Genomic DNA, 23,400 nt, shown 5'->3' with positions numbered 1-23,400 from the left:
GCTGGTCTCGTCCGGTTTCTCGATCTCACCGTCCGCCAAGCGTCAATCCTTCGATGCGCACCGTCGGCGCATTGACGCCATAGCGGAATTCCAGATCGCTGGCAGGCGTCATCGACTTGAAGATCTCGAACAGATGCCCGGCGATCGTCACCTCGCTCACGGCATAGCCGATCTCGCCATTCTCGATCCAGAAGCCGGACGCGCCACGGCTGTAGTCACCGGTGACGCCGTTGACGCCCGAGCCGATCAGGTCCGTAACGTAGAAGCCCTGCTTGATGTCCGAGATCAGCTCCTTGGCTGTCACGACGCCGGCTTCGAGATGCAGATTGAACGGACCGGGCGAAGGCGACGACGACACGCCGCGATGGGCGTGGCCGGTCGTCACCATGCCGAGCTCGCGCGCGGTGCCCGAATCCAGCAGCCACGTCGTCAGCACGCCATCGTCGACCAGCGCGGTCTGCTTCACCTTCACGCCCTCGGCGTCGAACGGCTGCGACCGCAGCCCACGCTTGCGCAGCGGATCATCGATGATGCGGATACCCTTGGCGAACAGTTGCGCGCCGAGCTTGTCCTTGAGGAAGCTGGTCTTGCGCGCGATCGAGGCGCCATTGATGGCGCCGACCAGATGTCCGACCAGCGAGCCGGACACGCGGGGATCGAACACGACCGGCACCTGGCACGTGGCAACCTTGCGCGGATTGGCGCGCGCCACCGCGCGTTCGCCAGCGCTGCGCCCGACGGCCGCGGGCGCCAGCAGGTCGGCGCCGTGCGGAGCCGCCGTGTAGTCGTAGTCGCGCTCCATCCCGGTGCCTTCGCCGGAAATGGCGGTCGTCGAGATGCTTTGGCTCGAGCGCAGATAGGCGCCGTGAAAACCGTCGCTCGTGACCAGCACCATGCCGCCGATGCCGGTCGAGGCCGACGCACCACCGGACTTCGTCACGCCCTTCACGCCGAGCGCGGCAGCCTCCGCCTCCTGGGCACGGCGCTCCAGCTCTGCGGTCGAGGGAATCTGCGGATCGAGCAGGTCGAGCTCGGGAATGTCGCGCGCCAGCAGCGCCGGATCGGCGAGGCCGACATATTGGTCGTCAGGCGCCACCCGCGCCATCGCCACGGCCCGCTCGGCCAGCCGCGCCACGCCGTCCCCGCTGACGTCGTTGGTCGACACCACGGCCTGGCGCTTGCCGACGAGAACGCGCAGGCCGACATCGTCGCCTTCCGAGCGCTCGGATTCCTCGACGCGCCCGTCACGGACCTCGACGCCTTGCGAGATGCCGCGCACCGCGATGGCGTCGGCGGCATCGGCGCCGGCCTTCCTCGCGGCTTCCACCAGCCGCTCGGCGAGCGTTCGCAGGGCGGACTGGTCGAGCAGATCTGATTGGGCTGATGTCGACGATGAGGCTGAGGAAGAGGTCACGAACACGATCCGATCGATGTCAGGTGGGCGGCGAAGACGGCTCAATCCAAAGGAAATGTGGCCTGTTCACGCCGACTTCAAGCAGGACGGCAGACGGCACATCGGATTGTCGGCAAATCGGCAAGGTCTCGTCAATCATGCGGGGCAAGCGCTTGTCAATCATGACGGTAGGAGGATCACGCGTGAGATCTGATTAACCAGGCTTGTTAAGCCGATACGGGCGATCCGCGTGGCAAGGTCACACGCATCGACCGGGAGCATAATCCCGGCGGGGAGACCAAGCCGTGAGGCGTCAAACAGCAACAGGCGGAAGCCATTCCGCTGGGTCGGGCCGCGCCCTGCGGCTCGACCCTCTTTCCCTGCCCGTCTCGTACAGCGCGCACGATACCCGTGCCGATGGCGGAATCCGGCAGATCGAATTGCACCGGGAGCGCGTGGTCCTGCGTCGTGCCGTCAGCGGCATGCGCATGGCCCTGAACCTCCGCGTCAGCGATTTCCTCGGCATCGGCGTGCGCGAGATCGACGACACACAGGTGATGCTGGTGCTCGTCCACCGCGACCCTTCCCTGACCATCCCGCTCTGCGTCAGCGACGACCAGAACGAGATCGTTGCTGCGTGGGCGATGTGGAGCGAGACCTTCGCGCTGCCCCAGTTGCAGGACACGCGCCGGGAGGCCACGCCGCGCCGCCGCCGCCGCAACGCGATCCGCTCGCGCCGCCCGCGCTTCCTGATGCGACGCCGTGTCGGCTACCAGCTCAATCCAGCCTCGATCCATCGCGGCGAGCGCGAGATCATCGCGCGCAGCTGATCAGGTTGCGCGCAGCACGGCATCGACCAACAGCCCTGCGAACAGCAGCAGTCCGGCATCGCGGTTCGACTTGAACACCCGCAGGCACAGCGCCGGATCGGCGATATCCAGACGCCGGATCTGCCAGCCGAGATGGGCGGCAAAGCACGCCAGCCCGAGCCACGCCGCGACATGCACGTGGGCGGTCGCGAACGCGGCCCCAATCAGGATGACGGCCAGACTGTAGAAGATGACCAGCGCCAGATGCGTGCGGTCGGCAAACAGGCGCGCGGTCGACTTGATGCCGATCAGCGCGTCATCCTCGGCATCCTGATGCGCGTAGATCGTGTCATAGGCGATCACCCACGAGATCGACCCGGCGTAGAGCAGCAGCGCGGTTGCATCGATGCGGCCGAACGCGACCGCAAATCCCATCAGCGCGCCCCACGAGAAGGCGAGACCCAGCACGACCTGCGGCCACCAGGTGACACGCTTCATGAACGGATAGATCGCGACGATCAGCAGCGAGGCGATGCCGGTGGCGATCGCGAACCGGTTGAACTGCAGCAGCACCACCAAACCGATCAGGGCCTGCGCCACCAGGAAGGCGAGCGCCTGCTTCACGCCGACCTGACCGGCGGGAATCGGTCGCGAACGTGTGCGCTCCACCTTGGCGTCGAGATCGCGGTCGGTGATGTCGTTCCAGGTGCAGCCGGCGCCACGCATGACGAACGCGCCGACGAAATAGAGCCCGGTCCATGCCGGCAACATGGATAGATTCCCGGCGATCCCAGCAGCCAGAGCGGCCGACCACCAGCACGGCATCAGCAGCAGCCACGATCCGATCGGGCGATCGAAGCGGGCGAGACGCAGGTAGGGCCGGCTCCAGACCGGCGCCAGCGTATCGACCCAATTGCCGGTCGCGTCAGCAACGCGGACGGCCGTGTCGCTCATCGGGTGAGAACGTTGCCGGTCATGGTGTCGAAGGCGGATCCGCCCTTCTTGGTCGTGTTGGCCTCAGGCAACGCGGCCGACGAGCCCAGGACGTCGCTCAGGCTCGGAGCGGAGGGCCTTCCGGCCCCCGACTGCATCTGCGCCGCCACGGCACAGACCTTCTTTTCCAGCGCGTCGGTGTTCTTGTGACCGGCCTTCAGCTGATCGGCGATCTGCTGAGGAATGCCGCAGCTCGCCGAATGCGCCTCGACATATTTGATCATCTTCACTTCGGCCTTGCCGAAATTTGCGATCAGCTTGCAGGCCTCGTCAGGCGAGGCCTTGCGGTCGCTCGCGGCCTTGATCAGCTTGCCGCGACGCTCGGCTTCCTCGCGCAGCGGAATGAACTCCTTCATGCAGCTCTCCGGCGGGCCACCCTGCGGCGCGGCTCCCATCGGGGCCGGCTGGAAGCCACCACCGCCGCCGAACGCCGAGGCGCCTGGACTGGGGAACGGACTTGCCGGAGCTGCGGCCCGGGTCGGCGCCGCGCCGTTGATGGGCGGAAACGGCGAGTTGCTGGTCTGGGCCTGACCAGGCATCGGCGCGGGAAAGGAGCTCTGCGCGAAGAGCTGCCCTGTGGAGAGCACCAGGGCGGCAATGGCGAGCGGCATGAAAGACTGGCGGACGATCAAGGCTGGTTCTCCGGTAAGACCAAGAATCCTCAACACTTCCGGATGAAAGCACGATCCGATCCGGGGCTTTTACGATTCTCGCCCGTCCAGCACAACCGCGGAGTTGATCACAGCCGCGGCGGAGGGACGCAGCCGGGTTCCAACCGGCGCGGAGGCCCAAAACGAGGCCCTTCCCGAACATCGGGGCCCAAAATCCGTTCACTCCGCGCCCTCGCCCACCTCGTCAGGCCGGAGTCGCCAGTTCGGCGGCCGGCGGGACGGTTCACGTCGCCGTGCAGACCTTGCGCATCACGGCCAGGGTGTTTTCGTGATTCGCCTTCAGCTGATCGGTGATCTTGGGCGGGATGCCGCAGAGCGAGGCATGGGCGACCGCGTAGTCGATCATCTTGGTCTGGGCGAGCTCGTAGTCATGCACCAGCTGGCAAGCCTCGCCGGGCGCGAAACGCCGCCCAGTCGCCGCCTTGAGCAGCTTGGCCCGGCGGGCGGTCTCGTCCCGCAGCGGGGTGAATTCCTTCAGGCAGGTTTCGGGCGGGCGAAAGCCGGCCGCTGCGGCACCACCCGGCACCGCGGGAGCCGCTTGCTGGGGCGGAGCAGCGATCGCCTTGTCGTCGGCCCGGGACGGCCCGGCGACCGTCACCACGATGACCGCGGCAAGCGCCCAAGTCGAATGTCTCAAGATCAAGGCCGTTCTCCGCTTCAAGGCTCACGGAATCGTCGGATGTCCGTCCCCAAGGGACGACCGGCGGGATCGAACCGGTAAAATCTGTCGACAGCACGGCCGAAAGGCGCCATCGCCAATACCCGATACAACACCCCGTGACGGCTCCGCCGGCTTTGCGGCCGGCGCGTGGTCTGGTTAAGCAACATCCATCATCGGCACCGCTTCGCTCCATGCCCGCATACGACTTCACCGCCCCGCGCCTGTTCGTCGACGCACCCTTGCAGGAGGGAGGCACGGTCGCGCTCGACCGCAATCAGAGCAACTATCTCGGCAACGTCCTGCGTCTCGGCACCGGCGATCACGTCTTGGTCTTCAACGGCCGCGACGGCGAATGGCGGGCCGTGATCGAGGGCCGCAAGCGGCCAGATGGCCTGACGATCCAGCAGCAGAGCCGGCCTCAGGATCACCTGCCGGACATCGCCTACGTCTTCGCACCGCTCAAGCACGCGCGGCTGGACTACATGGTGCAGAAGGCGGTCGAGATGGGCGCCTCGTGCCTGCAGCCGGTCATCACCCGTCACACCCAGGTGTCGCGCGTGAATGGCGAGCGCATGCGCGCCAACGTGGTCGAGGCCACCGAACAATGCGGCATCCTCAGTCTCGCCGAGGTGAAGGACCCGGTGCCGTTGGAGCGCTTCCTCGCGCAGCGGCAACCTGAGCGGCTGCTGGTGTTCTGCGACGAGGCCGCCGAACTGGCCGATCCGCTGCAGGCGCTGCGCAGCGGCAAGGACCCGGCCGGCATCGACCTGCTGATCGGACCGGAGGGCGGTTTTGCCGACGACGAGCGGGCGCTGCTGCTCCGCCAGCCGCACGTGATCAGGCTAGCGCTGGGCCCGCGCATCCTGCGCGCGGATACGGCCGGCGTTGCCGCCCTCGCCGTGATCCAGGCTACGCTCGGGGACTGGACCGGCCCCCGCGGTTAAGGCATCCGGCCAATTGTGGCTTGCCGCGGCCATTCGCAGTCGAAACCGTCAAACGGCCATGCTAAGGGGCAGCCGCGGCCTCCAGAGGCGCTCACTCCACTTTGGAACTCGATCGACATGACCGGACCCGCTCCAACCGGACCCGCCGCGTGGGCGGACATGCTGCTGCAATCCTTCGCCCAGGCCGGCTATGAGCGGGCCGAACCGGCGATCCTGCAGCCGGCCGAGCCATTTCTCGATCTCTCCGGGGAGGACATCCGCAAGAGCCTCTATCTGACCGGCGACGCCGCCGGCGAAGAGCTCTGCCTGCGCCCCGACCTGACCATTCCCGTCGCCCGTGACTACCTCGCCTCGGCCCGCGCCGGGCATCCGGCCGGCTTCAGCTATCTCGGTCCAGTATTTCGTTACCGCGAGGGCCGCCCGAGCGAGTTCCTGCAGGCCGGCATCGAGTCGTTCGGCCGTCAGGATCGGCCCGCCGCGGATGCCGAGATGCTGGCGCTGGCGATCGAGGCGACCGCCACCGCCGGCCTTGCCGCGGTGGATATCCGTACCGGCGACGTCGCGTTGTTCACGGCCTTGATCGACGCCCTCGATCTCTATCCGGTATGGCGGCGGCGGCTGATCAAGGACTTCAACCGCAAGCGCACCCTGGCGCAGGACCTCGAGCGGCTGGCGATCGCCTCGGTGGCCCCGCGCAACGAGTATGAAGGGGTGCTCGCCGCCTTGGCCGGCTCCGACCGCAAGGCGGCGCTCGCCCTGGTCACCGACCTGATGTCGATTGCCGGCGCAACCGCGGTCGGCGGCCGCACGGTGGCGGAGATCGCCGACCGATTCCTCGAGCAGTCCACCCTCAAGAGCGGCGCGCTGCCGCGTGACGCGCTGGACCGTATCAAGCGCTTCCTCGCAATCAGCGGGAGCCCGACCGAGGCTGTCCAGCAGCTTCGCGCGCTCGCCGCTGACGCCAAGCTCGACATTTCAGCGGCGATCGACACGTTCGAGGCTCGCGCCGGCTTCATGGCCCAGCGCGGCATCGACATCACCAAGGTGCGCTTCGCCACGTCGTTCGGCCGCGGCCTCGACTACTACACCGGTTTCGAGTTCGAGCTGCATCATCCGGGCAATGGCGACGAGCCACTGGTCGCCGGCGGCCGTTATGACGGCCTGCTGAGCCAGCTTGGCGCCGCCGAGTCGATTCCGGCCGTCGGCTTCTCGATCTGGATCGAGCGCCTGGCCCAGAGCAGCGCCGTCGGCAAGTCCCCGCGCGGGAGAGCATCATGAGCGGCCCCCTCGTCCTCGCCGTTCCCTCCAAGGGACGTCTGCAGGAGAATGCCGAGGCCTTCTTCGGCCGCGCCGGGCTGAACCTGTCCAAGCCCGGCGGCGCGCGCGACTATCGTGGCACCATCGCAGGTCTCGACAATGTCGAGATCGCCTATCTCTCTGCGAGTGAGATCGCCTCGCAACTGGCGCGCGGCACCGTGCATCTCGGCGTCACCGGCGAGGATCTTGTGCGCGAGAGCATCACCGATGCCGACAAGCGCGTGCTGCTGATCGATACGCTCGGCTTCGGCGGCGCCAACGTCGTCGTCGCCGTGCCGCAGGCCTGGATCGACGTCCGCACCATGGCCGATCTCGACGACGTCACCACCGGCTTTCGCGCCCAGCATAATCGCCGCATGCGCGTCGCCACCAAGTACATCAACCTGACGCGCAGCTTCTTCGCCGCCCATGGCATCGTCGATTACCGCATCGTCGAGAGCGCCGGCGCCACCGAGGGCGCGCCGGCGGTCGGCACCGCCGAGCTCATCGTCGACATCACCAGCACCGGCTCGACCCTCGCCGCCAACGGGCTGAAGGTGCTGGACGACGGCGTGATCCTGCGCAGCCAGGCTAATCTGGTCGCCTCCCGCGACGCCGACTGGTCGGAGGGTCCGCGCGAGAGCGCCCGGATCATTCTCGACCACATCCATGCCCGCGCCCGCGCCAGCAAATACCGCGAGGTCCGCACCCGCTTCAAAGGGTGCGACGCAGCAATGCTGACCGAGGCGCACAACCGCTTCGGCGTCGTGGCTCCGTTCGGCGGCCCGACCTCGTCCGGCATGCTCACCCTGCACTGCCCGCCGGCGCAGATCTACGCGCTCGGCAGCTTTCTGCGCGCACATGGCGCCGAGACCGTCTCGGTCGCCTCGCTCGACTATGTGCTCGACCGCGAAAATCCGCTGTTTGCTCGCCTCGAGGCCTTCCTGCGATCATAAATCGCCGTTCATCGTAGCGACAGGCGAGCGCAGCTACCATATGTTGGTAGCAGAACGAGGACGCTGAGCAATGCTGGGAACTGACGTGTCGGATCTGACCACGACTGCGGCCGACGCCGCGTCGCAGGGATTGTCGATCGTTATCCCCGTCTACAACGAGGGCGCGGGACTGACGGCGCTGCACGAGCGGCTGAACAATCTCGCCCGTACGCTGCGCCAGCGCTTCGGCCTCGCCTGCGAGTTGGTCTATGTCGACGACGGCAGCCGCGACAACACGCTTGCGATTGCGCGCACCTTGCAGGCCGATGCGCTCGACATCCAGGTCGTCTCGCTGTCGCGCAATTTCGGCAAGGAGGCCGCGCTGATGGCCGGCCTCGATCATGCCCGGCGCGGCGCCGTGCTGTTCATGGACGGCGATGGCCAGCATCCGCCGGCCCTGGTCGAGCAGCTCGTCACGCACTGGATCAAGGACGGCTATGACGTCGTCTATACCGCCAAGGCGCATCGCGACAACGAGCCGTTCCTGCGCCGCGTCGCAGTGCACGGCTTCTACGCGCTCATCAACTGGGGCGCGCGGCAGAAGATCCCGGAGGATGCCGGCGACTTCCGCCTGCTGTCGCCGCGCGCGGTGGCGGCGCTGCGGCAGTTGCCGGAGCGCAACCGCTTCTTCAAGGGCCTGGCGAGCTGGATCGGCTTCCGCCAGATCCGCGTCGACTACGAGCCTGCCGCGCGTGCCCATGGCGTGACGGCCTTCAACCTGACCAGCCTGCTCGGCCTGTCGATCGAAGGCCTGACCTCGTTCTCGGTCGCCCCGCTGCGGTTCGCCAGCCTGCTCGGAATCCTGCTCGCCTCGGCGGCCTTTCTGTTCGGCCTCTCGATCCTGTGGGAGACTTTAGCTACCGGCAAGTCGGTGCCCGGCTATCCCTCGCTGATGGTCGGCCTGATGACGATCGGCGGCGTGCAGCTGATCATGATCGGCATCATGGGCGAGTATATCGGCAAGATCCTGTCCGAGCTGAAGGCGCGTCCGATCTACTTCGTCGCCGAGCACAGCGAGAAGCGTGCAGCGCTCGATGCGCGGAGCGACGGCGCCGAGAGGAACGCCGCCGAATGAGCGCGACGCCGCACCGGCGCATCTGGCTGTGCGCCGACGACTATGGCATCAGCCCCGGGGTTAACAGCGCCATCCGAGACCTGATCGCGCGCGGTCGGTTGAACGCAACCTCGGTGATGACCGTGGGCGCCGCGATCGGGCGCGACGAGGTGACGGAGCTGACCAAGGTCGCGTCCGACAGCCCGCGTTGCGCCATCGGCCTGCACGTCACGCTGACCGCGCCGTTCCGGCCCCTGACGATGCATTTCCGTCCCTCGGAAGGCGGCATGTTCCTGCCCTTCCCGAAGCTGCTGCGCGCCGGACTGACCCGCCGGCTCGATCCCGAGATGATCCGTGCCGAGGTCCTGGTTCAGCTTGCAGCGTTCGGCGATTTGTTCGGTCGCGCCCCCGATTTCGTCGACGGCCACCAGCATGCCCAGCTCTATCCGCAGGTACGCGAGGGCTTTCTCGCCGCCGTCAAGGAAACTGCGCCCACGGCCTGGGTGCGCCAGGGCGGCCGCAATCTGCCCCTGATGCAGCGGCTGGCGGCACCGAAGGCGCTGCTGCTGGACGTGCTCAGCGCGCAATTCCGCCGTCAGGCCAGGCGGGCCGAGATCGCCTTCAATCCCGGCTTCGCGGGCGCCTACGACTTCACCAAGGCCTCCGACTTCGGAGCTTTGATGGATGGCTTCCTCGACGAGTTGCCCGAGCATGGGCTGGTGATGTGCCACCCCGGTTTCGTCGATGACGTCCTCATCGAGCTCGATCCGCTGACGGTGCAGCGCGAGCATGAGCACGCCTATCTTGCCGGCGAGCATTTTCCGGGCCTGTTGGAGCGCCGCAAGGTGACGCTCGGCTGATGGATGTTTCGCGTGCCCCGGCGAACAAAACCCGGCACGGCGGCGTTCGAAGTGGGAGGGAGGCAGGCATGCCGTCCGCCTTCGGCTTCCGAAACGCCTCGCAAGTGCAAAGACGCTTTGTCGCATACGGAAATTTAATCCGCGCTCCGGCTGGCCCGGCCACAAAGTCCCCCTAAATCTTGGCCGCGCTTGGCCGGAACAAGGCAAGCGGCAGGAGAACGACATGACACCGCAAGAACGCCAACTCATCGACGATCTGTTCGACCGGCTTGCCACGTTGGAGAGTGCACCGCGTGATCCGGAGGCCGCCGCCGCCATCGCCCAGGCGCTGCAGCGGGCTCCCAACGCCGTCTACGCGCTGGTGCAGACGGTGCTGGTGCAGGATGAGGCCTTGAAGCGCGCCAATGCCCGCATCGAGGAGCTGCAGCACGCCCAGGCCCCGCAGGGCCAGTCCGGCGGCTTCCTCGATTCGATGCGCGACAGCATCTTCGGCTCGGGCAGTCGCGGCTCGGTCCCCAACGTGCCGCCGCCGTCGCAGAGCCGCCCGGTCTGGAACAGCGGCCAGGCGATGCCCCCGGGCTACCAGGGCCAGCCCGGCTATCCCGGCCAGCCCAGCTCCTATGACCAGGGCGGCTTCGGCCAGCCGCGCGGCGGCATGTTCGGCGGTGGAGGCGGCTCGTTCCTCGGCACGGCGGCGGCCGCAGCGGCCGGCATGGTCGGCGGCTCGCTGCTGCTCGGCGGCATCCGCTCGATGATGGGCGGCGGGTCGCATCAGGCGTTCGGTGACACCACGATCATCGAGGAGCGGGGCGGCGGTGCCAGCCCGTGGAGCGGCGACCAGTCCGGCGGCTCGCTGGCGCGCGACGCCGGTCTCGACGACATCGGCCGCCCGGGCGGCGACGGCGGCCGGGCCGGCCTGTTCGACCAGGCGAGCCATGACGACAGCGGCAATGACAGCGACGCGGCCGACTTCGATGCCGATGACGGCTATGGCGACGACGACGGTGGCAGCGACTACGCGTGAAGCTCCCGGGTCGCAGCCAACTCAAAAATGCAAAGGCCGCCCCCACGGGCGGCCTTTTTCTGTTGCTGATGTCGCGCAGCGGCAGTCGTCAGAGCACGATGACCCGGGCACCGACGTTCACGCGGCCATAGAGGTCAATGACGTCCTCATTGCGCATCCGGATACATCCTGACGAGACGTTGGTGCCGATCGTCCACGGCTCGTTCGAACCGTGGATCCGATACAGCGACGAGCCGAGATACATCGCGCGTGCGCCGAGCGGGTTCTGTGGTCCGCCCTCCATGTGCCGCGGCAGGTCGGGCCTGCGCGCGAGCATTTCCGGCGGCGGCGTCCAGTCCGGCCATTCACGCTTGGCCGAGATCGTCTTCACACCCGACCAGGTGAAGCCGGGGCGGCCGACGCCGATGCCATAGCGGAGCGCCCTGCCCTCGCCCTGGACCAGATAGAGAAACTTGTTCGGCGTATCGATGACGATCGTGCCCGGCCGTTCTTTGCCGTCATAGTCAACGATCTGTTTCTCGTATTTCGGATCGAGCGGCCGCTGCGTCTGCTCATAGGCCTCCTCATCTGGCACTCCCTGCTGCGGGACCATGCCCGGCGCCAGCCGCTGCGGCTCGTAGTAGGACGGCTGCTGCTGGTACATCGGCTGTCCCGGCGGAGGCGCGCCGCGGCCGCCTTGCGGATCCCCGAACAGGAATTCGATGAAGCCGCCGCCCATGCGCGAGCGTTCGACATAGGCGGTGCGCACCGGCGCGGACTGCTGCGGCGGGCCGCTATAGATCACGGTCGGCTGCTGAAATCCCTGGGCTGCGGCGCGGCCCAGACCTGCATGGAAAACGCATGCGCCGGCCAGCAGCGCTGCGGATACTGATTTGAACATCGACGTACTCTGTACTGTTTCGTCTGAAGACTGTTCATCGCGCGAGGCAAATGCGCCGCCGCGTATCGTCAATAAAGAGCAAAACCCGATCGCTTTGGTAAACGCAGGAGGCGCCGGGATTCACCATCGCTGCATACGTCGGCGGTTTTGATCGCTAGCGTTTATTTTGCGTGAAGGCCGGCGGAGCATGCTTAATCGTTGACGCACGATGCACGCCAGCGTTGCTCAACGGCGGTTCCTGGCGTGAACGCGATGTTAAATAGCCTTTGCGTAGAACTGATCCGAGCAAAAGGTCAGGGATACTATCATGGCGGTTCGCAAGCGTTTCCGTATCGAAGAAGCAATCGTCGGCCATATGCCGGAGCCCGAATTCGTGGGCGGCGAGATCGGCCCCAACCACAAGGAAATCATGGACGAGCTCCGCGCGATCCGCTCCCAGATGGCCAATGCGATCCGCAGCGGCGGCAGCAACACGGCGAACGCCGCCATCGAAGAGTCCGCCGCACGCGAGGTCGCCGAAGCGCGCGCGCTGCTCGAGACCTATCGTGCCCAGATCGAGCAGTGCGAAAAGCTCAAGGTCGAGCTCGACCTGATCCACGACGCGATCAACCGCACCAAGGGCGAGATCGCGACCCTCCATGCCAAGAGCTTCAACGGCGAGGAGATGGCCAAGGTCAACGGCGAGCTCGGCGCGGTCGTCGGCGGCACCGAGCAGGCGACGCAGCAGATCCTCGAAGCCGCGGAGGCGATCGACCAGGCCGCCAGCGCGCTGTCCAAGGTGGACTCGGCCGACCAGCAGAAGATCCTGAGCGAAGAGATCCAGGAGCGGGTGGTCTCGATCTTCGAGGCCTGCAACTTCCAGGACCTGACCGGCCAGCGCATCAACAAGGTCATGACCACGATGAAGTTCATCGAGCACCACATCGTGGTGATGATGGACATCTGGGGCGGCGTCGACGCCATCAAGGCGCATACGCCGCCGATCGTCGACCACCGCGAGGGCGACGCCCGGCTGCTGAACGGCCCGAAGGCGGAAGGTGACGTCGGCCACGCTTCGCAGGACGACATCGACGCGATGTTCAACTGACCTCGTCCTGCCTGACCGGCGGCCACGCCGGCCAGGGATGGCACCGAGCAGCACCAAGCAAAACGCCGGCGCTTTCACCGGCGTTTTTCGTTTGGCTTTTGGGTGTGGCCGGGGCTTGTCGCGAGGGCTTTGCCCGGATCTCAGGCGCGCGGTCCGCAGCGGACGTAGACCATCGTCTGGTAACGGGTCGCCGCATCCTTGTCGACGAAGCGGGTGATCAGCACACGGCCGTCAAAGGAGACGACCTCGCGGTCCTGCTCGCCGCCGGGCGGTCCGGCCGGGCCGATGTAGTTCTTGCCGCTGGCCGAGCCCTTCAGGCGCAGCTCCTGGGGAGTCGCCTGGTCGGCCAGATGCATCACGACACCGCCGGACGTGCCCGCCCCGATGACATAGGGCTGTTTGCACTGCGCCAACGCCATCTTCTCGGTGCGCGGACGGTCGTTGGGGTTGTTGTAAGCGGCGAGGCCCCATTTGCCGACGAGATCCTCGGGGCGGATCGTCGCCGGAACCTCGGGCTCGACCGGCGCCTCGGTCTGCATGGGGGGCGACGGCGACAGGCTGAAGCCCGTGCACGCTCCCAGAAGCATCGTGAGCGCCGACGCGATCGCGAGATTGGCAACCGGCCGCGCGCACCGTGAACTCGTCATGGCATCCCCTTAGGAACAAGATCGTGGCTGCCCCGTCCGGCAACCAAACCCAAAACGCTCGTCAGAGCAATGACGTCGGATGACGACGCCGCTCCACTAACATGTCTGGCCCGGGACAACATCCCCTAACAGCCTCAAGAACGGCTTAACTGCCGGCCGTTGCTTGACAGGAACAGCCGCAAGCCATATTTCCCCGAGCGGTCTTTAGCACTCGGAGGGCGCGATTGCTAAGGCTGCGAGCCAGTTGGCGCCAAGTGGGCGTCAAATGTGGCCGCATTCAGATTTCCTCCGACAGCAACAACTTATCCAAGCACCCCAAAAGGGATCCGTCATGGCCAAATCGAAGTTTCGTCCCCTGCACGACCGCGTCGTGGTTAAGCGCATCGACGCCGAAGAGAAGACCAAGGGCGGCATCATCATTCCCGACAGCGCCAAGGAAAAGCCCTCGCAGGGCGAAGTCGTCGCCGTCGGCCCGGGCGGCCGTGATGAGAGCGGCAAGCTGATCCCGATCGACGTCAAGGTCGGCGACCGCGTGCTGTTCGGCAAATGGTCCGGAACCGAGGTCAAGCTGGACGGCGAGGAGCTCCTGATCATGAAGGAGTCCGACATCATGGGCGTCGTCGCCTGATCCCGACCTGCCGGGGGCGGCGATCAGCCGCCCCGGGCGAAAATGCTCTGCAACCTCGTTCCGGCGACAGACGGGCGATCACGCCCCTCGCCGTCGAGGTCTACTCCAGGAGAATTTTGAAATGGCAGCCAAGGACGTCAAATTCGCCGGCGACGCACGCGACCGCATGCTGCGCGGCGTCGACATTCTCGCCAACGCCGTCAAGGTGACGCTCGGCCCGAAGGGCCGCAACGTCGTCATCGAGAAGAGCTTCGGCGCTCCGCGCATCACCAAGGACGGCGTCACCGTCGCCAAGGAGATCGAGCTGGAGGACAAGTTCGAGAACATGGGCGCGCAGATGCTGCGCGAGGTCGCCTCCAAGACCAACGACACCGCCGGTGACGGCACCACCACCGCGACCGTGCTGGCCCAGGCCATCGTGCGCGAGGGCGCCAAGGCGGTTGCCGCCGGAATGAACCCGATGGATCTCAAGCGCGGCATCGACATCGCGGTGGCCGCCGTGATCAAGGACATCGAGAAGCGCGCCAAGCCTGTCGCCTCGTCCTCCGAGGTCGCCCAGGTCGGCACCATCTCCGCCAATGGCGACGCCGCGATCGGCAAGATGATCGCCCAGGCGATGCAGAAGGTCGGCAACGAGGGCGTCATCACGGTCGAGGAGAACAAGTCGCTCGATACCGAGGTCGACATCGTCGAAGGCATGAAGTTCGACCGCGGCTATCTCTCGCCCTACTTCGTCACCAACGCCGAGAAAATGACGGCCGAGCTCGACGACGTCTACGTGCTCTTGCACGAGAAGAAGCTGTCCGGCCTGCAGGCCATGCTGCCGGTGCTCGAAGCCGTGGTGCAGTCGGGCCGTCCGCTGCTGATCATCGCCGAGGACGTCGAGGGCGAGGCGCTGGCGACGCTGGTCGTCAACCGCCTGCGCGGCGGCCTCAAGGTTGCCGCCGTCAAGGCGCCGGGCTTCGGTGATCGCCGCAAGGCGATGCTCGAGGACATCGCGATCCTGACCGGCGGTCAGCTGATCTCGGAAGACCTCGGCATGAAGCTCGAGAACGTCACGGTGAAGATGCTCGGCCGCGCCAAGAAGGTCGTGATCGACAAGGAGAACACCACGATCGTCAACGGCGCCGGCAAGAAGGCCGACATCGAGGCGCGCGTCGGCCAGATCAAGGCGCAGATCGAGGAGACCACCTCGGACTACGACCGCGAGAAGCTGCAGGAGCGTCTGGCCAAGCTCGCCGGCGGCGTCGCGGTGATCCGCGTCGGCGGCGCGACCGAGATCGAGGTCAAGGAGAAGAAGGATCGCGTCGAGGACGCCCTCAACGCGACCCGCGCTGCGGTGCAGGAAGGCATCGTCCCCGGCGGTGGCGTCGCGCTGCTGCGCGCCAAGAAGGCGGTCGGCCGCATCACCAACGCCAATTCGGACGTCCAGGCCGGCATCAACATCGTGCTGAAGGCGCTCGAGGCTCCGATCCGCCAGATCTCCGAGAACGCCGGCGTCGAGGGCTCGATCGTGGTCGGCAAGATCCTGGACGAGAAGTCCGAGACCTTCGGCTTCGACGCCCAGACCGAGGACTATGTCGACATGGTCGCCAAGGGCATCATCGACCCGGCCAAGGTGGTCCGCACCGCGCTGCAGGACGCCTCGTCGGTCGCCGGCCTCCTGGTCACCACCGAGGCGATGGTCGCCGAGCTGCCGAAGGACGCAGCTCCCGCGATGCCGGCCGGCGGCGGCATGGGTGGAATGGGCGGCATGGGCTTCTGAGCCCCCCTTGCATCACCGAGACGTTCAGGAAGGCCGCCTCCGGGCGGCCTTCTTTTTGGCCGAGTGTCCGCGCCCGGGGGTGCAGCGATCGCAAATCGGCGCTACAGCTTAAGGCCGATTCTGCCCCCACAAGGATTTTCAGATGCGCGCGATTTTGCTTGCGCTGGCCGTGATTGCAGCGGCCGCGCCGGAACTCGGTTGGGCCCAGAGCAAGAGCGGGACCAAGGCCCCCGCCAACGAGACTCGGTATTTCACTGCGATCGACGGCCTGATGGACGGCAATGCCGACGTGATCCTGAAGGAGACGCGCCAGGGCAAGACCGTCACCGCCGCCACGCTCGACGTCTGCTATCCCGTCGCAAAGAATTCGGATCGCAAGGACCGCTTCGTGGTCAGCCTCACCGTCAATGGCCAGACCTTGACCGGTGCGACCCAGAGCAACGGCGCCAAGGAGCCGGTCACGGTGAAGCTGAATCGCAAGCCGACCGGCGACACGTTCGAGTTCCGCGGACAGATCGCGATCGGCAAGACCGTCACCGAGGTGACGTCGACCGACAATTCCGACGTCAGCGAGAAAGAGTTCCAGGAGAGCCAGTCGAGCGACGACGGCATCAGCGCCCAGCCGAAGGACTTCACCGACGTCTCGCCCGAGGCGGTCTCGGTCCGGCTCAAGCTCGACGCGGTGACCGACTTCCTCAAGAGCCTGAAGGGCGAGAACGTCGAAGTTTCGCTGTCGAGCCTCATCGTGAGCTGCGACGCACTGCGCGCGGGCGAGCAGACCATCAGCATGACCGTCGACCCCGAACGAGCCGGCGCACTGATCGCGAAGGCGCGGACCATGAACGGCGTCGTCACCGCCGGCTGGACCGCCGGCACGGTCGAGATGGACCGCACCATCCGCTTTGCGGCGGCCGACTGGCGCGACGGTGACAAGATCAACAAGGACAAGCTGGCGGGCGCCATCTCCGACGTGCTGGCCAAGACCTACAATGCCAAGCCGACGAGTGCGGCGTGGAATCCGGTCAGCGGCAAGCTGAAGCTGACGTTGAAGCGGCCGAGCCAGCTGATGCCGGCGCTCGAGCTGACCGACGTCATCGAGGTCACCGGCCTCGTCTCGGCGGACAAGCCGGGCGGTGCCGACGCGCTGATGCTCTGGATCAGCAGCCCGACGACGACCACCATCGATGAGGCCTCGAGCGCCAAGCTGATCCTGTCGGACGAATCCTCGGGCGACGAGGAAAGCGATACCCGCGACGACGGCGGTGCCATCGACGAGCTGGCGAAGGCCTTCAAGGCCAAGCGCTGGGATGCGGACAACTCCGTCTGGAAGTAAGGCGACGGCAGGCGCCGCGATCTCAGATGCCACCCTCCCCTGGAGGGGGAGGGTCGATCGCACGCGAAGCGGGCGAGCGGGGTGGGGTGACGCCGCGGGCACCGGTGCACGTGGAGAGATCACCCCACCCCGCCTCCCATTCGCTGCGCTCATGAGAGGCGCCCCTCCCCCTCCAGGGGAGGGTGACAGCGGGGCTGACCTCAAAGCTGCGTGCTGCGGAATCGCGAACGTGCATGAAGCGGGACCAGGTGCCGGACCATGACAGCGAGGTCCACATGCCGATATATCGATGTGACCAAGACGAGGACTTTCGATACGCCCGTCTCGGCTCAATTGGTGTTGAGCCGGAAGCGCAGCGTCTTCGGTCCGATGAAGATGATCAGGTCGCCCTGACGCTTCCAGTTCGTCGTCGCGCTCAGCGCCGCGATCAGCTCGTCATCGGCTTGCGCGCGTGCCGCCGGGCAGTTGCGGTCGTCGATCTTGCTGGCGATGAACACGATGGTGTTGCCGGCGACCGAGAACTGCCCCTTGCCGCCCTTGCACCAGAGCTCCAGCACGGTCTCGCCGTTGTCGCCGATGTCGAGATCCGGCACGCGCTTCGAGCCGGGCATTGGTAACGCATCGAGCGTCATCTCCATTCCGAAGGGAAACTCCTCCGCCGACGCGCCGGCAAGCGGCAGGCCCGACATCGACAACGCCATCATCGCCACGGCGCAGCCACGCTTCAACACTTGCATCGTTCCTCTTCAGACCAATCACACGCAGGGTTGCGCCTTCCAGGCGACGACCGTGATCCCCGCCGCCACGGCTCCCGCACAAATGTGTTCCAAACATAGCAAACCCCGCGCCGCAGCTGCGGCGCGGGGCTTTTGTCGCTGCCGGTGTTGCTACTTCAGCACCATCGCCGTGAACGGATAGACGTAGGCCTGCAAGGTGACGAACAGGCCGACCAGACAGGCCAGCACGATCGAATGCAGGAAGACGTAGCGCAGGATCGAGCTCTCGTGGCCGTACCAGTTGGTGGCGGTCGAAGCGACCACGATCGACTGCGCATCGATCATCTTGCCCATGACACCACCGGATGAGTTGGCAGCCGCCATCAGGACAGGCGACAGGCCGAGCTGCTCGGAGGTGATCTTCTGCAGGTTTCCGAACAGCACGTTCGAGGCCGTATCCGATCCCGTCAGCGCCACGCCCAACCAGCCGAGCAAGGTGCCGAAGAACGGATAGAGCACGCCGGTCGCGGCGAAGGCGAGGCCGAGCGTTGCGTCGACGCCGGACAGCCGGGTCAGCGTGCCGATCGCCAGCATCGCCGAGATCGTGATCAGCGAGATCGCGCACAGACGGATGGTGCGGCCATATTCCGCGATCAGCTTGCCCGGTCCGACACCCATCAGGAAGCCGGAGATGATCGCGGCGATCAGCATGCCGGTGCCGGTGAAGGTCAGGTAGGTGAATGAGAACACCGCGCCTTCCGGTGTCGGCTTCGCGGCCACCGGCGGCATCTTGTTGATCAGCTTGTCGAGCTCGGGCACCGGATAGTTCCAGGTGAAGATCGAGTTCGCCCAGGCCTTGAAGGCGCCGTTGCCCCAGATCAGCATGATCACGCAGACGATGATCCAGGGCAGCAGCGCGCCCCAGAGCTCGGCTTGCGTCAGCGGCGTGCGGTCCAGCGGCTTCGCCGCCGTCATCGTGGCGGCCGATTCGTCACGCCCGCGCAACGCCGGCGACAGCCACAGCTGCCTCGGCTGCCAGACCTTCAGGAACAGGATCAGCGCGCCCATCGAGATCAGCGAGGCGCCGATGTCGACGATCCACGGATTGATGTAGTTGGAGATCAGGAATTGCGGGACCGCGAACGAGACGGCGGTGACCAGGATCGCCGGCCAGACGTCCTTCATGCCCTTCCAGCCCGCGAACGCCCAGATCACCCAGAACGGCACGATCAGCGAGAACACCGGCAGCTGCCGGCCGACCATTGCGCCCAGGATGTAGGGATCGAGACCGGTGACCGAGGCGAGGCCCTGGATCGGCGTGCCCAAGGCGCCATAGGCGACCGGGGCGGTGTTGGCGATCAGCGACAGGCCGGACGCCGCGAGCGGCGAGAAGCCGAGGCCGATCAGCACGGCACCGGTGATCGCCACCGGTGTGCCGAAGCCCGACGCGCCCTCGAAGAACGCGCCAAAGGAGAAGGCGACCAGCAGCAGCTGCAGCCGCCGGTCTTCCGTGACGCCGCCGATGGCGCGCTTGAGCAACTCGAAGCGGCCGGTCGAGACCGTCACCTGGTAGAGGAAGATGACGTTCAGGACGATCCAGCCGATCGGAAAGAAGCCGGTGATGACGCCCAGAAACGTCGCGCGCAGCGACATGTTGGCCGGCATCGTGAACACGAAGATCGTGATCAGGTTGGTCAGGATCACGGCGATGATCGCCGCGATGTGTGCCTTCACCTTGCCGCTGGCGATCAGCACCAGCAGCGTCACCACTGGGACGGCGGCGGCCAGCGTCGACAGCGCCGGGCTCCCCATCGGGTCGTAGATTTGATTCCACATCGTGACTTCTCCCCCCACGTTCTTGTTGTTGGACCCGGTCCGGCGGGACGGATCAGGTCTGCTCGCCCAGGCCCCCAAGCCTGGCAAAGGTCGGAAAAGGAGATCACAAAACCGGCAACGCCCAACTCTGCTCAAATTCTCGCGAAATCTGGCGGCGGTCGCAGTCCCTCTCCCCTACCCCATGCTACGGTTTGTCACACGCGACCGACAAGCCGGCGGTCACCCGCCACATTACGACTTTAGTCTATACAGGCGGCAATCACTGCGATTTTCTCGTTTTTCGTCAGCCCGTTAAGACCTTTTCTCAGGAGCAGCCCCTCTGTGAACAATCTGCGCTCGACCGTCGCCACCGTCTGGCGGATCGCCATTCCCTACTTCCGCTCCGAGGACAAGGTCGCCGGCCGCATCCTGCTCGCCGCCGTCATTGCGATCGAACTGTCGCTCGTTGCGATCCAGGTGCTGGTGAACCAGTGGCAGAACAGGTTCTTCAACGCGCTGCAACAGTATGATTGGAACAGCTTCATCTGGGAAATCGGCGTGTTCGCCGTGCTGGCGACCATCTTCATCATCCTGGCCGTGTATCAGCTCTATCTCAATCAATGGCTGCAGATCCGCTGGCGGCGGTGGATGACCGACGTCTACCTGCGCCGCTGGCTGGACAACGCCACGCACTATCGCATGCAGCTCAAGGGCGACATCGCCGACAACCCGGACCAGCGCATTGCCGACGACGTGCAGCTGTTCGTCGACAAGACGCTGAACATCACCATCGGGCTGCTCAGCTCGATCGTCTCGCTCGCCTCGTTCATGGTGGTGCTCTGGGGGCTGTCGACCGATGCCCCGCTGCAACTGTTCGGCACCGACATCGCGATCCCCGGCTACCTGGTCTGGATCGCGCTGATCTATGCGGTCTTCGGCACCATACTGACGCATTGGATCGGTTCGCCGCTCGTCAATCTGAATTTCGAGCAGCAGCGCTACGAGGCCGACTTCCGCTTCAACCTGGTGCGGGTGCGCGAGAGCTCCGAGCAGATCGCGCTGCTGCGCGGGGAAGGCGCCGAGCAGGGTCAGCTCGGAACCCGCTTCGGCCGAGTCGTCCAGAACTGGTACCAGATCATGAGCCGGACCAAGCGGCTGACGGCCTTCACGGCGGGCTATTCACAGGCGGCCGTGATCTTTCCCTATGTGCTCGTTGCGCCTGCCTACTTCGCCAAGTCGATCCAGATGGGCGGCATCATGCAGACGGCGTCCGCCTTCTCGACGGTGCAGGGCGCGCTGTCGTTCTTCGTGACGACTTACCGGACGCTTGCCGACTGGCGCTCGACCGTCGCCCGCCTCGACGGCTTCGACATGTCCATCGAGAGCGCGCACAAGCTCTCGGGCGAGCCGCAGACGATCGATGTCGTCGACCATGCCGGCGACAGCATCGATCTCGCCCAGCTGCTGCTGAAGCTGCCCAATGGCCTGCCGCTGGTCGCGGCCGACGGGTTCAGCATCGGCAACAACGAGCGCACGCTGCTGACCGGCCCTTCCGGCGCCGGCAAGTCGACGCTGTTCCGCGCCATCGCCGGGGTCTGGCCGTTCGGCAGCGGCGCGATCAGCGTGCCCGCGCATGCCAAGCTGATGATGCTGCCGCAGCGGCCCTATTTCCCGATCGGCCCGCTCAAGGCCGCGATCGTCTATCCGGCAGCGGCCGACGCGTTCAGCGTCGAGCAGGTCAGGGAGGCGCTGGTGGCCGTCGGTCTGCCACAACTTGCGGACCGCCTGGACGAGGACTCGCACTGGAATCGGATGCTGTCGCTCGGCGAACAGCAGCGGCTCGGAATTGCCCGCGCGCTGCTGCATGCGCCGCAATATCTCTTCCTCGATGAGGCCACGGCGTCGCTGGACGAGCCGAGCGAAGCGAGGCTGTATCGGGTCATGGCCGAACGCCTGCCGCAGACCACCGTCGTCTCGATCGGCCACCGCTCGACCCTGCACGAGTTCCATGATCGGAAGGTCGAGCTGATTCGGGATGGCGACCGGTTCGCGCTGCGGCAGACTGAGAAGGCTGCCGACGCGACCGCGGGTGGAGGCAATTGAAGCAAGCGCCGCGACCTCATGGAATGGAGATGTGCCGCAAGGCGGCGCGCCTCCATCGGCAAGGGGTCTGAGAGATCCGTCCCGAACGCAGCCCATTGTCCCGAGGGCGCCGCCAGGGATCTCATCGCGCCCCTGCGCCGATGATGAGAAGTCCAATTGCCCCGGCGGCGTCCGAGCCATGGCCTTCCAGAAGATGGCGTTCCAGAAGGACGGCAAGACGCCCGAGCGACCACGGCGAGCTGCCGTCACCAAAGCAGAAGGGCGGCAGATTGCTCTGCCGCCCTCGTCAGGAATTTCGATCCGCCTTGGGACGATTACTTCAGGTTGGTCATCGCCGTCAGGTCGACCGAGAGCTTGGCGATGCCGGTCGCACCGCACCACTTCGAGCCCAGGCCACCCGGGTTGATCGCGGTGACGTTGGTGGTGCCGCTGGCGGTGAAGTCGCCAGTGAAGGCGTTGCAATTGCCCTTCGACAGGTTGGTGTCGGAGTAGCGCAGATCCAGCGTGAACACCTTGTAGGTGAAGCCGACGCCAACGTTCCAGGTGTTGTAGTCGGCGTAGTGGATGCCGTTCGGGAAGGCCGCGGTGCCGTAGAAGCTGTCGGTGGTGCCGAACCACTGGCGACCGAACTCACCCGAGACGTACATGCCGACGCCGCTCGATCCAAACAGGGTGCTCGGAGCGGTATACTTGCCGGTGACCGAGGCGTAGTTGCCCCAGGCGCCGGAGTTCAGGAAGCTCGGGGTATAGAATTCGGTGACGCCGAACGACCAGTTGTCGTTCACCGTATAGGTGCCCTTGCCGTAGACCTCGAAGAAGCTGACGTCCTTCTTCATGGTGTTGAAGTTCGTCAAGGTGTTGGCCTGGCACTCGGCGCTCAGCGCGCGGCCGGCGAAGTCCGTCGTGGCGCCGCCGCCGTAATAGCAGGTGCCGCCCGGATACAGGTAGCCCCAGACGCCGATGTCGAAGGCGAAGGCGCCGAAGGTCGGGCGGATACCGCCGTAGATATCGATCTCGGCCGCAGCCCGGTTCGGGAAGGAGATGCTCTCGCCAGCGACGCCGACGTAGAACTGCAGGTCCTTGTTGACGTTGAAGCGCGGCTCGAAATAGGCGGCGACCGACGGCTTGTGGTTCGACTGGGTGATGCCGCGGAAGACGTAGTCGTTCATGATCGCCGCGCCGAACGCGATATCCCACGGTTCAAACGCCACCGGAGGCGGAGCCTTATAGGCCTTGACCGCCATGTCCGCCGCCGAAGCCGATCCCGAAACCATTGCCAGCGCCGTTGCCAGCAAAGCCCACTTTTTCATGACGATCCCCATCACCCTATTTTCGAAAAAGCCTGCCCCACATTGGCCCCCCAGGGCGCAAACAAGACCGGCTGCGTCATCCAGACGCAATTTGTGCCAGGGTCTCGCCGCAGGTGAAGCAAAAAAGCGCGGCATCTGCCGCCTTTTTGGGCGTTTCGACAATTCCACGGCAGGTAGTCAGCGCGTGTTGCATTTGAACAACAAATCTCCGTGTCCTAGAGCAGCCCAGGACGCACATTCGGGTGTGCCGGCACGCTGGACTCGTCGTGCCGCAAGCGAAATGCCGCAGCGCATCGGGATCGGATTCGCCCGGCCGTAGATCTGCGGGGGCGACGCTGGCGACGAGCAGATCGACAAAACGGCCAGCCAAAACAGAGCCAACAGACGGTGGCAACAGACGGAGGCAACAACAAACG

The 23,400-nt window shown here is 65.9% G+C and carries 21 protein-coding genes; 12 read left to right on the top strand and 9 right to left on the bottom strand.

The window, feature by feature from the left end; translation table 11 throughout:
* Positions 1–25 precede the first annotated feature (25 nt).
* On the bottom strand, positions 26–1,414 hold the full coding sequence (locus QX051_RS25090) for a TldD/PmbA family protein (protein WP_315736567.1): 1,389 nt from the start codon (positions 1,412–1,414) through the stop codon (positions 26–28).
* A 284-nt stretch (positions 1,415–1,698) separates the two neighbouring features.
* Between QX051_RS25090 and QX051_RS25085 the strand changes: the two genes are divergently transcribed.
* Positions 1,699–2,223 (top strand): DUF6101 family protein, encoded by a 525-nt coding sequence (locus QX051_RS25085; RefSeq protein WP_315777961.1) that lies wholly within the window; start codon positions 1,699–1,701, stop codon positions 2,221–2,223.
* Here the strand turns inward: QX051_RS25085 and ubiA are convergent, their stop codons facing one another.
* The 3 genes from ubiA to QX051_RS25070 form a co-directional block, all read right to left on the bottom strand.
* Positions 2,224–3,156, bottom strand: a complete 933-nt coding sequence (ubiA, locus tag QX051_RS25080; RefSeq protein ID WP_315777960.1) for a 4-hydroxybenzoate octaprenyltransferase — start codon at positions 3,154–3,156, stop codon at positions 2,224–2,226.
* Positions 3,153–3,806 (bottom strand): hypothetical protein, encoded by a 654-nt coding sequence (locus tag QX051_RS25075; protein ID WP_315778006.1) that lies wholly within the window; start codon positions 3,804–3,806, stop codon positions 3,153–3,155. Before QX051_RS25075 ends, ubiA begins: the two co-directional genes overlap by 4 nt.
* Positions 3,807–4,089: 283 nt before the next feature.
* Positions 4,090–4,509, bottom strand: coding sequence for a hypothetical protein (locus tag QX051_RS25070; RefSeq protein WP_315777959.1), 420 nt, complete (start codon positions 4,507–4,509; stop codon positions 4,090–4,092).
* A 209-nt stretch (positions 4,510–4,718) separates the two neighbouring features.
* Here QX051_RS25070 and QX051_RS25065 point away from each other — a divergent pair, with 209 nt between their 5' ends.
* The 6 genes from QX051_RS25065 to QX051_RS25040 all read left to right on the top strand — a co-directional run bounded on the left by QX051_RS25065 (position 4,719) and on the right by QX051_RS25040 (position 10,700).
* Complete coding sequence (locus QX051_RS25065; protein ID WP_315777958.1) at positions 4,719–5,471, top strand: 16S rRNA (uracil(1498)-N(3))-methyltransferase; 753 nt, start codon at positions 4,719–4,721, stop codon at positions 5,469–5,471.
* 117 nt (positions 5,472–5,588) lie between these two features.
* Positions 5,589–6,749: an ATP phosphoribosyltransferase regulatory subunit gene (locus QX051_RS25060; protein ID WP_315777957.1), complete on the top strand. Its 1,161-nt coding sequence runs from the start codon at positions 5,589–5,591 to the stop codon at positions 6,747–6,749.
* The gene (gene hisG, locus QX051_RS25055) at positions 6,746–7,723 is read left to right on the top strand and encodes an ATP phosphoribosyltransferase (protein WP_315777956.1); all 978 of its coding nucleotides are present in this window, start codon (positions 6,746–6,748) and stop codon (positions 7,721–7,723) included. The genes QX051_RS25060 and hisG overlap by 4 nt, the downstream gene beginning before the upstream one ends.
* 70 nt (positions 7,724–7,793) lie before the next feature.
* Positions 7,794–8,837: a glycosyltransferase family 2 protein gene (locus tag QX051_RS25050; protein WP_315736560.1), complete on the top strand. Its 1,044-nt coding sequence runs from the start codon at positions 7,794–7,796 to the stop codon at positions 8,835–8,837.
* On the top strand, positions 8,834–9,676 hold the full coding sequence (locus QX051_RS25045; protein ID WP_315736559.1) for a ChbG/HpnK family deacetylase: 843 nt from the start codon (positions 8,834–8,836) through the stop codon (positions 9,674–9,676). Before QX051_RS25050 ends, QX051_RS25045 begins: the two co-directional genes overlap by 4 nt.
* 223 nt (positions 9,677–9,899) lie before the next feature.
* Entirely contained in the window at positions 9,900–10,700 is an 801-nt protein-coding gene (locus tag QX051_RS25040) for a DUF2076 domain-containing protein (protein WP_315777955.1), read from the top strand.
* Between the two features lie 88 nt (positions 10,701–10,788).
* Here the strand turns inward: QX051_RS25040 and QX051_RS25035 are convergent, their stop codons facing one another.
* Positions 10,789–11,580 (bottom strand): L,D-transpeptidase, encoded by a 792-nt coding sequence (locus tag QX051_RS25035; protein ID WP_315777954.1) that lies wholly within the window; start codon positions 11,578–11,580, stop codon positions 10,789–10,791.
* 307 nt (positions 11,581–11,887) lie between these two features.
* Between QX051_RS25035 and QX051_RS25030 the strand changes: the two genes are divergently transcribed.
* Entirely contained in the window at positions 11,888–12,667 is a 780-nt protein-coding gene (locus QX051_RS25030; RefSeq protein ID WP_315716668.1) for a protein phosphatase CheZ, read from the top strand.
* 140 nt (positions 12,668–12,807) lie between these two features.
* Here the strand turns inward: QX051_RS25030 and QX051_RS25025 are convergent, their stop codons facing one another.
* Positions 12,808–13,314, bottom strand: coding sequence for a hypothetical protein (locus QX051_RS25025; protein ID WP_315736555.1), 507 nt, complete (start codon positions 13,312–13,314; stop codon positions 12,808–12,810).
* A 331-nt stretch (positions 13,315–13,645) separates the two neighbouring features.
* Between QX051_RS25025 and groES the strand changes: the two genes are divergently transcribed.
* The 3 genes from groES to QX051_RS25010 all read left to right on the top strand — a co-directional run bounded on the left by groES (position 13,646) and on the right by QX051_RS25010 (position 17,040).
* Positions 13,646–13,942 carry a co-chaperone GroES gene (groES, locus tag QX051_RS25020; protein WP_008961387.1) on the top strand — a complete coding sequence of 99 codons (297 nt, stop codon included), beginning with the start codon at positions 13,646–13,648 and terminating at the stop codon, positions 13,940–13,942.
* Between the two features lie 121 nt (positions 13,943–14,063).
* Positions 14,064–15,707 carry a chaperonin GroEL gene (groL, locus tag QX051_RS25015; protein WP_315777953.1) on the top strand — a complete coding sequence of 548 codons (1,644 nt, stop codon included), beginning with the start codon at positions 14,064–14,066 and terminating at the stop codon, positions 15,705–15,707.
* A 142-nt stretch (positions 15,708–15,849) separates the two neighbouring features.
* Complete coding sequence (locus tag QX051_RS25010) at positions 15,850–17,040, top strand: hypothetical protein (protein ID WP_315777952.1); 1,191 nt, start codon at positions 15,850–15,852, stop codon at positions 17,038–17,040.
* 329 nt (positions 17,041–17,369) lie between these two features.
* Here QX051_RS25010 and QX051_RS25005 read toward each other — a convergent pair whose 3' ends face one another.
* A complete protein-coding gene (locus QX051_RS25005) occupies positions 17,370–17,777 on the bottom strand; it encodes an META domain-containing protein (protein WP_315777951.1) in 408 nt (135 codons plus the stop codon).
* A gap of 150 nt (positions 17,778–17,927) precedes the next feature.
* A complete protein-coding gene (locus tag QX051_RS25000; RefSeq protein ID WP_315736551.1) occupies positions 17,928–19,592 on the bottom strand; it encodes an L-lactate permease in 1,665 nt (554 codons plus the stop codon).
* A gap of 321 nt (positions 19,593–19,913) precedes the next feature.
* Here QX051_RS25000 and QX051_RS24995 point away from each other — a divergent pair, with 321 nt between their 5' ends.
* A complete protein-coding gene (locus QX051_RS24995) occupies positions 19,914–21,674 on the top strand; it encodes an ABC transporter ATP-binding protein/permease (protein WP_315771249.1) in 1,761 nt (586 codons plus the stop codon).
* 314 nt (positions 21,675–21,988) lie between these two features.
* On the opposite strand, the gene QX051_RS24990 is transcribed toward QX051_RS24995, so the two are convergent.
* Positions 21,989–22,984: a TorF family putative porin gene (locus tag QX051_RS24990; protein WP_315736549.1), complete on the bottom strand. Its 996-nt coding sequence runs from the start codon at positions 22,982–22,984 to the stop codon at positions 21,989–21,991.
* Positions 22,985–23,400 lie beyond the last annotated feature (416 nt).

Origin of the sequence: Bradyrhizobium sp. SZCCHNR1053 (assembly GCF_032381235.1) — a bacterium.
Classification (GTDB): Bacteria; Pseudomonadota; Alphaproteobacteria; order Rhizobiales; family Xanthobacteraceae; genus Bradyrhizobium.
Note: the sequence above shows the minus strand (reverse complement) of the source record. Positions and strands in the feature narration are given on the sequence as shown.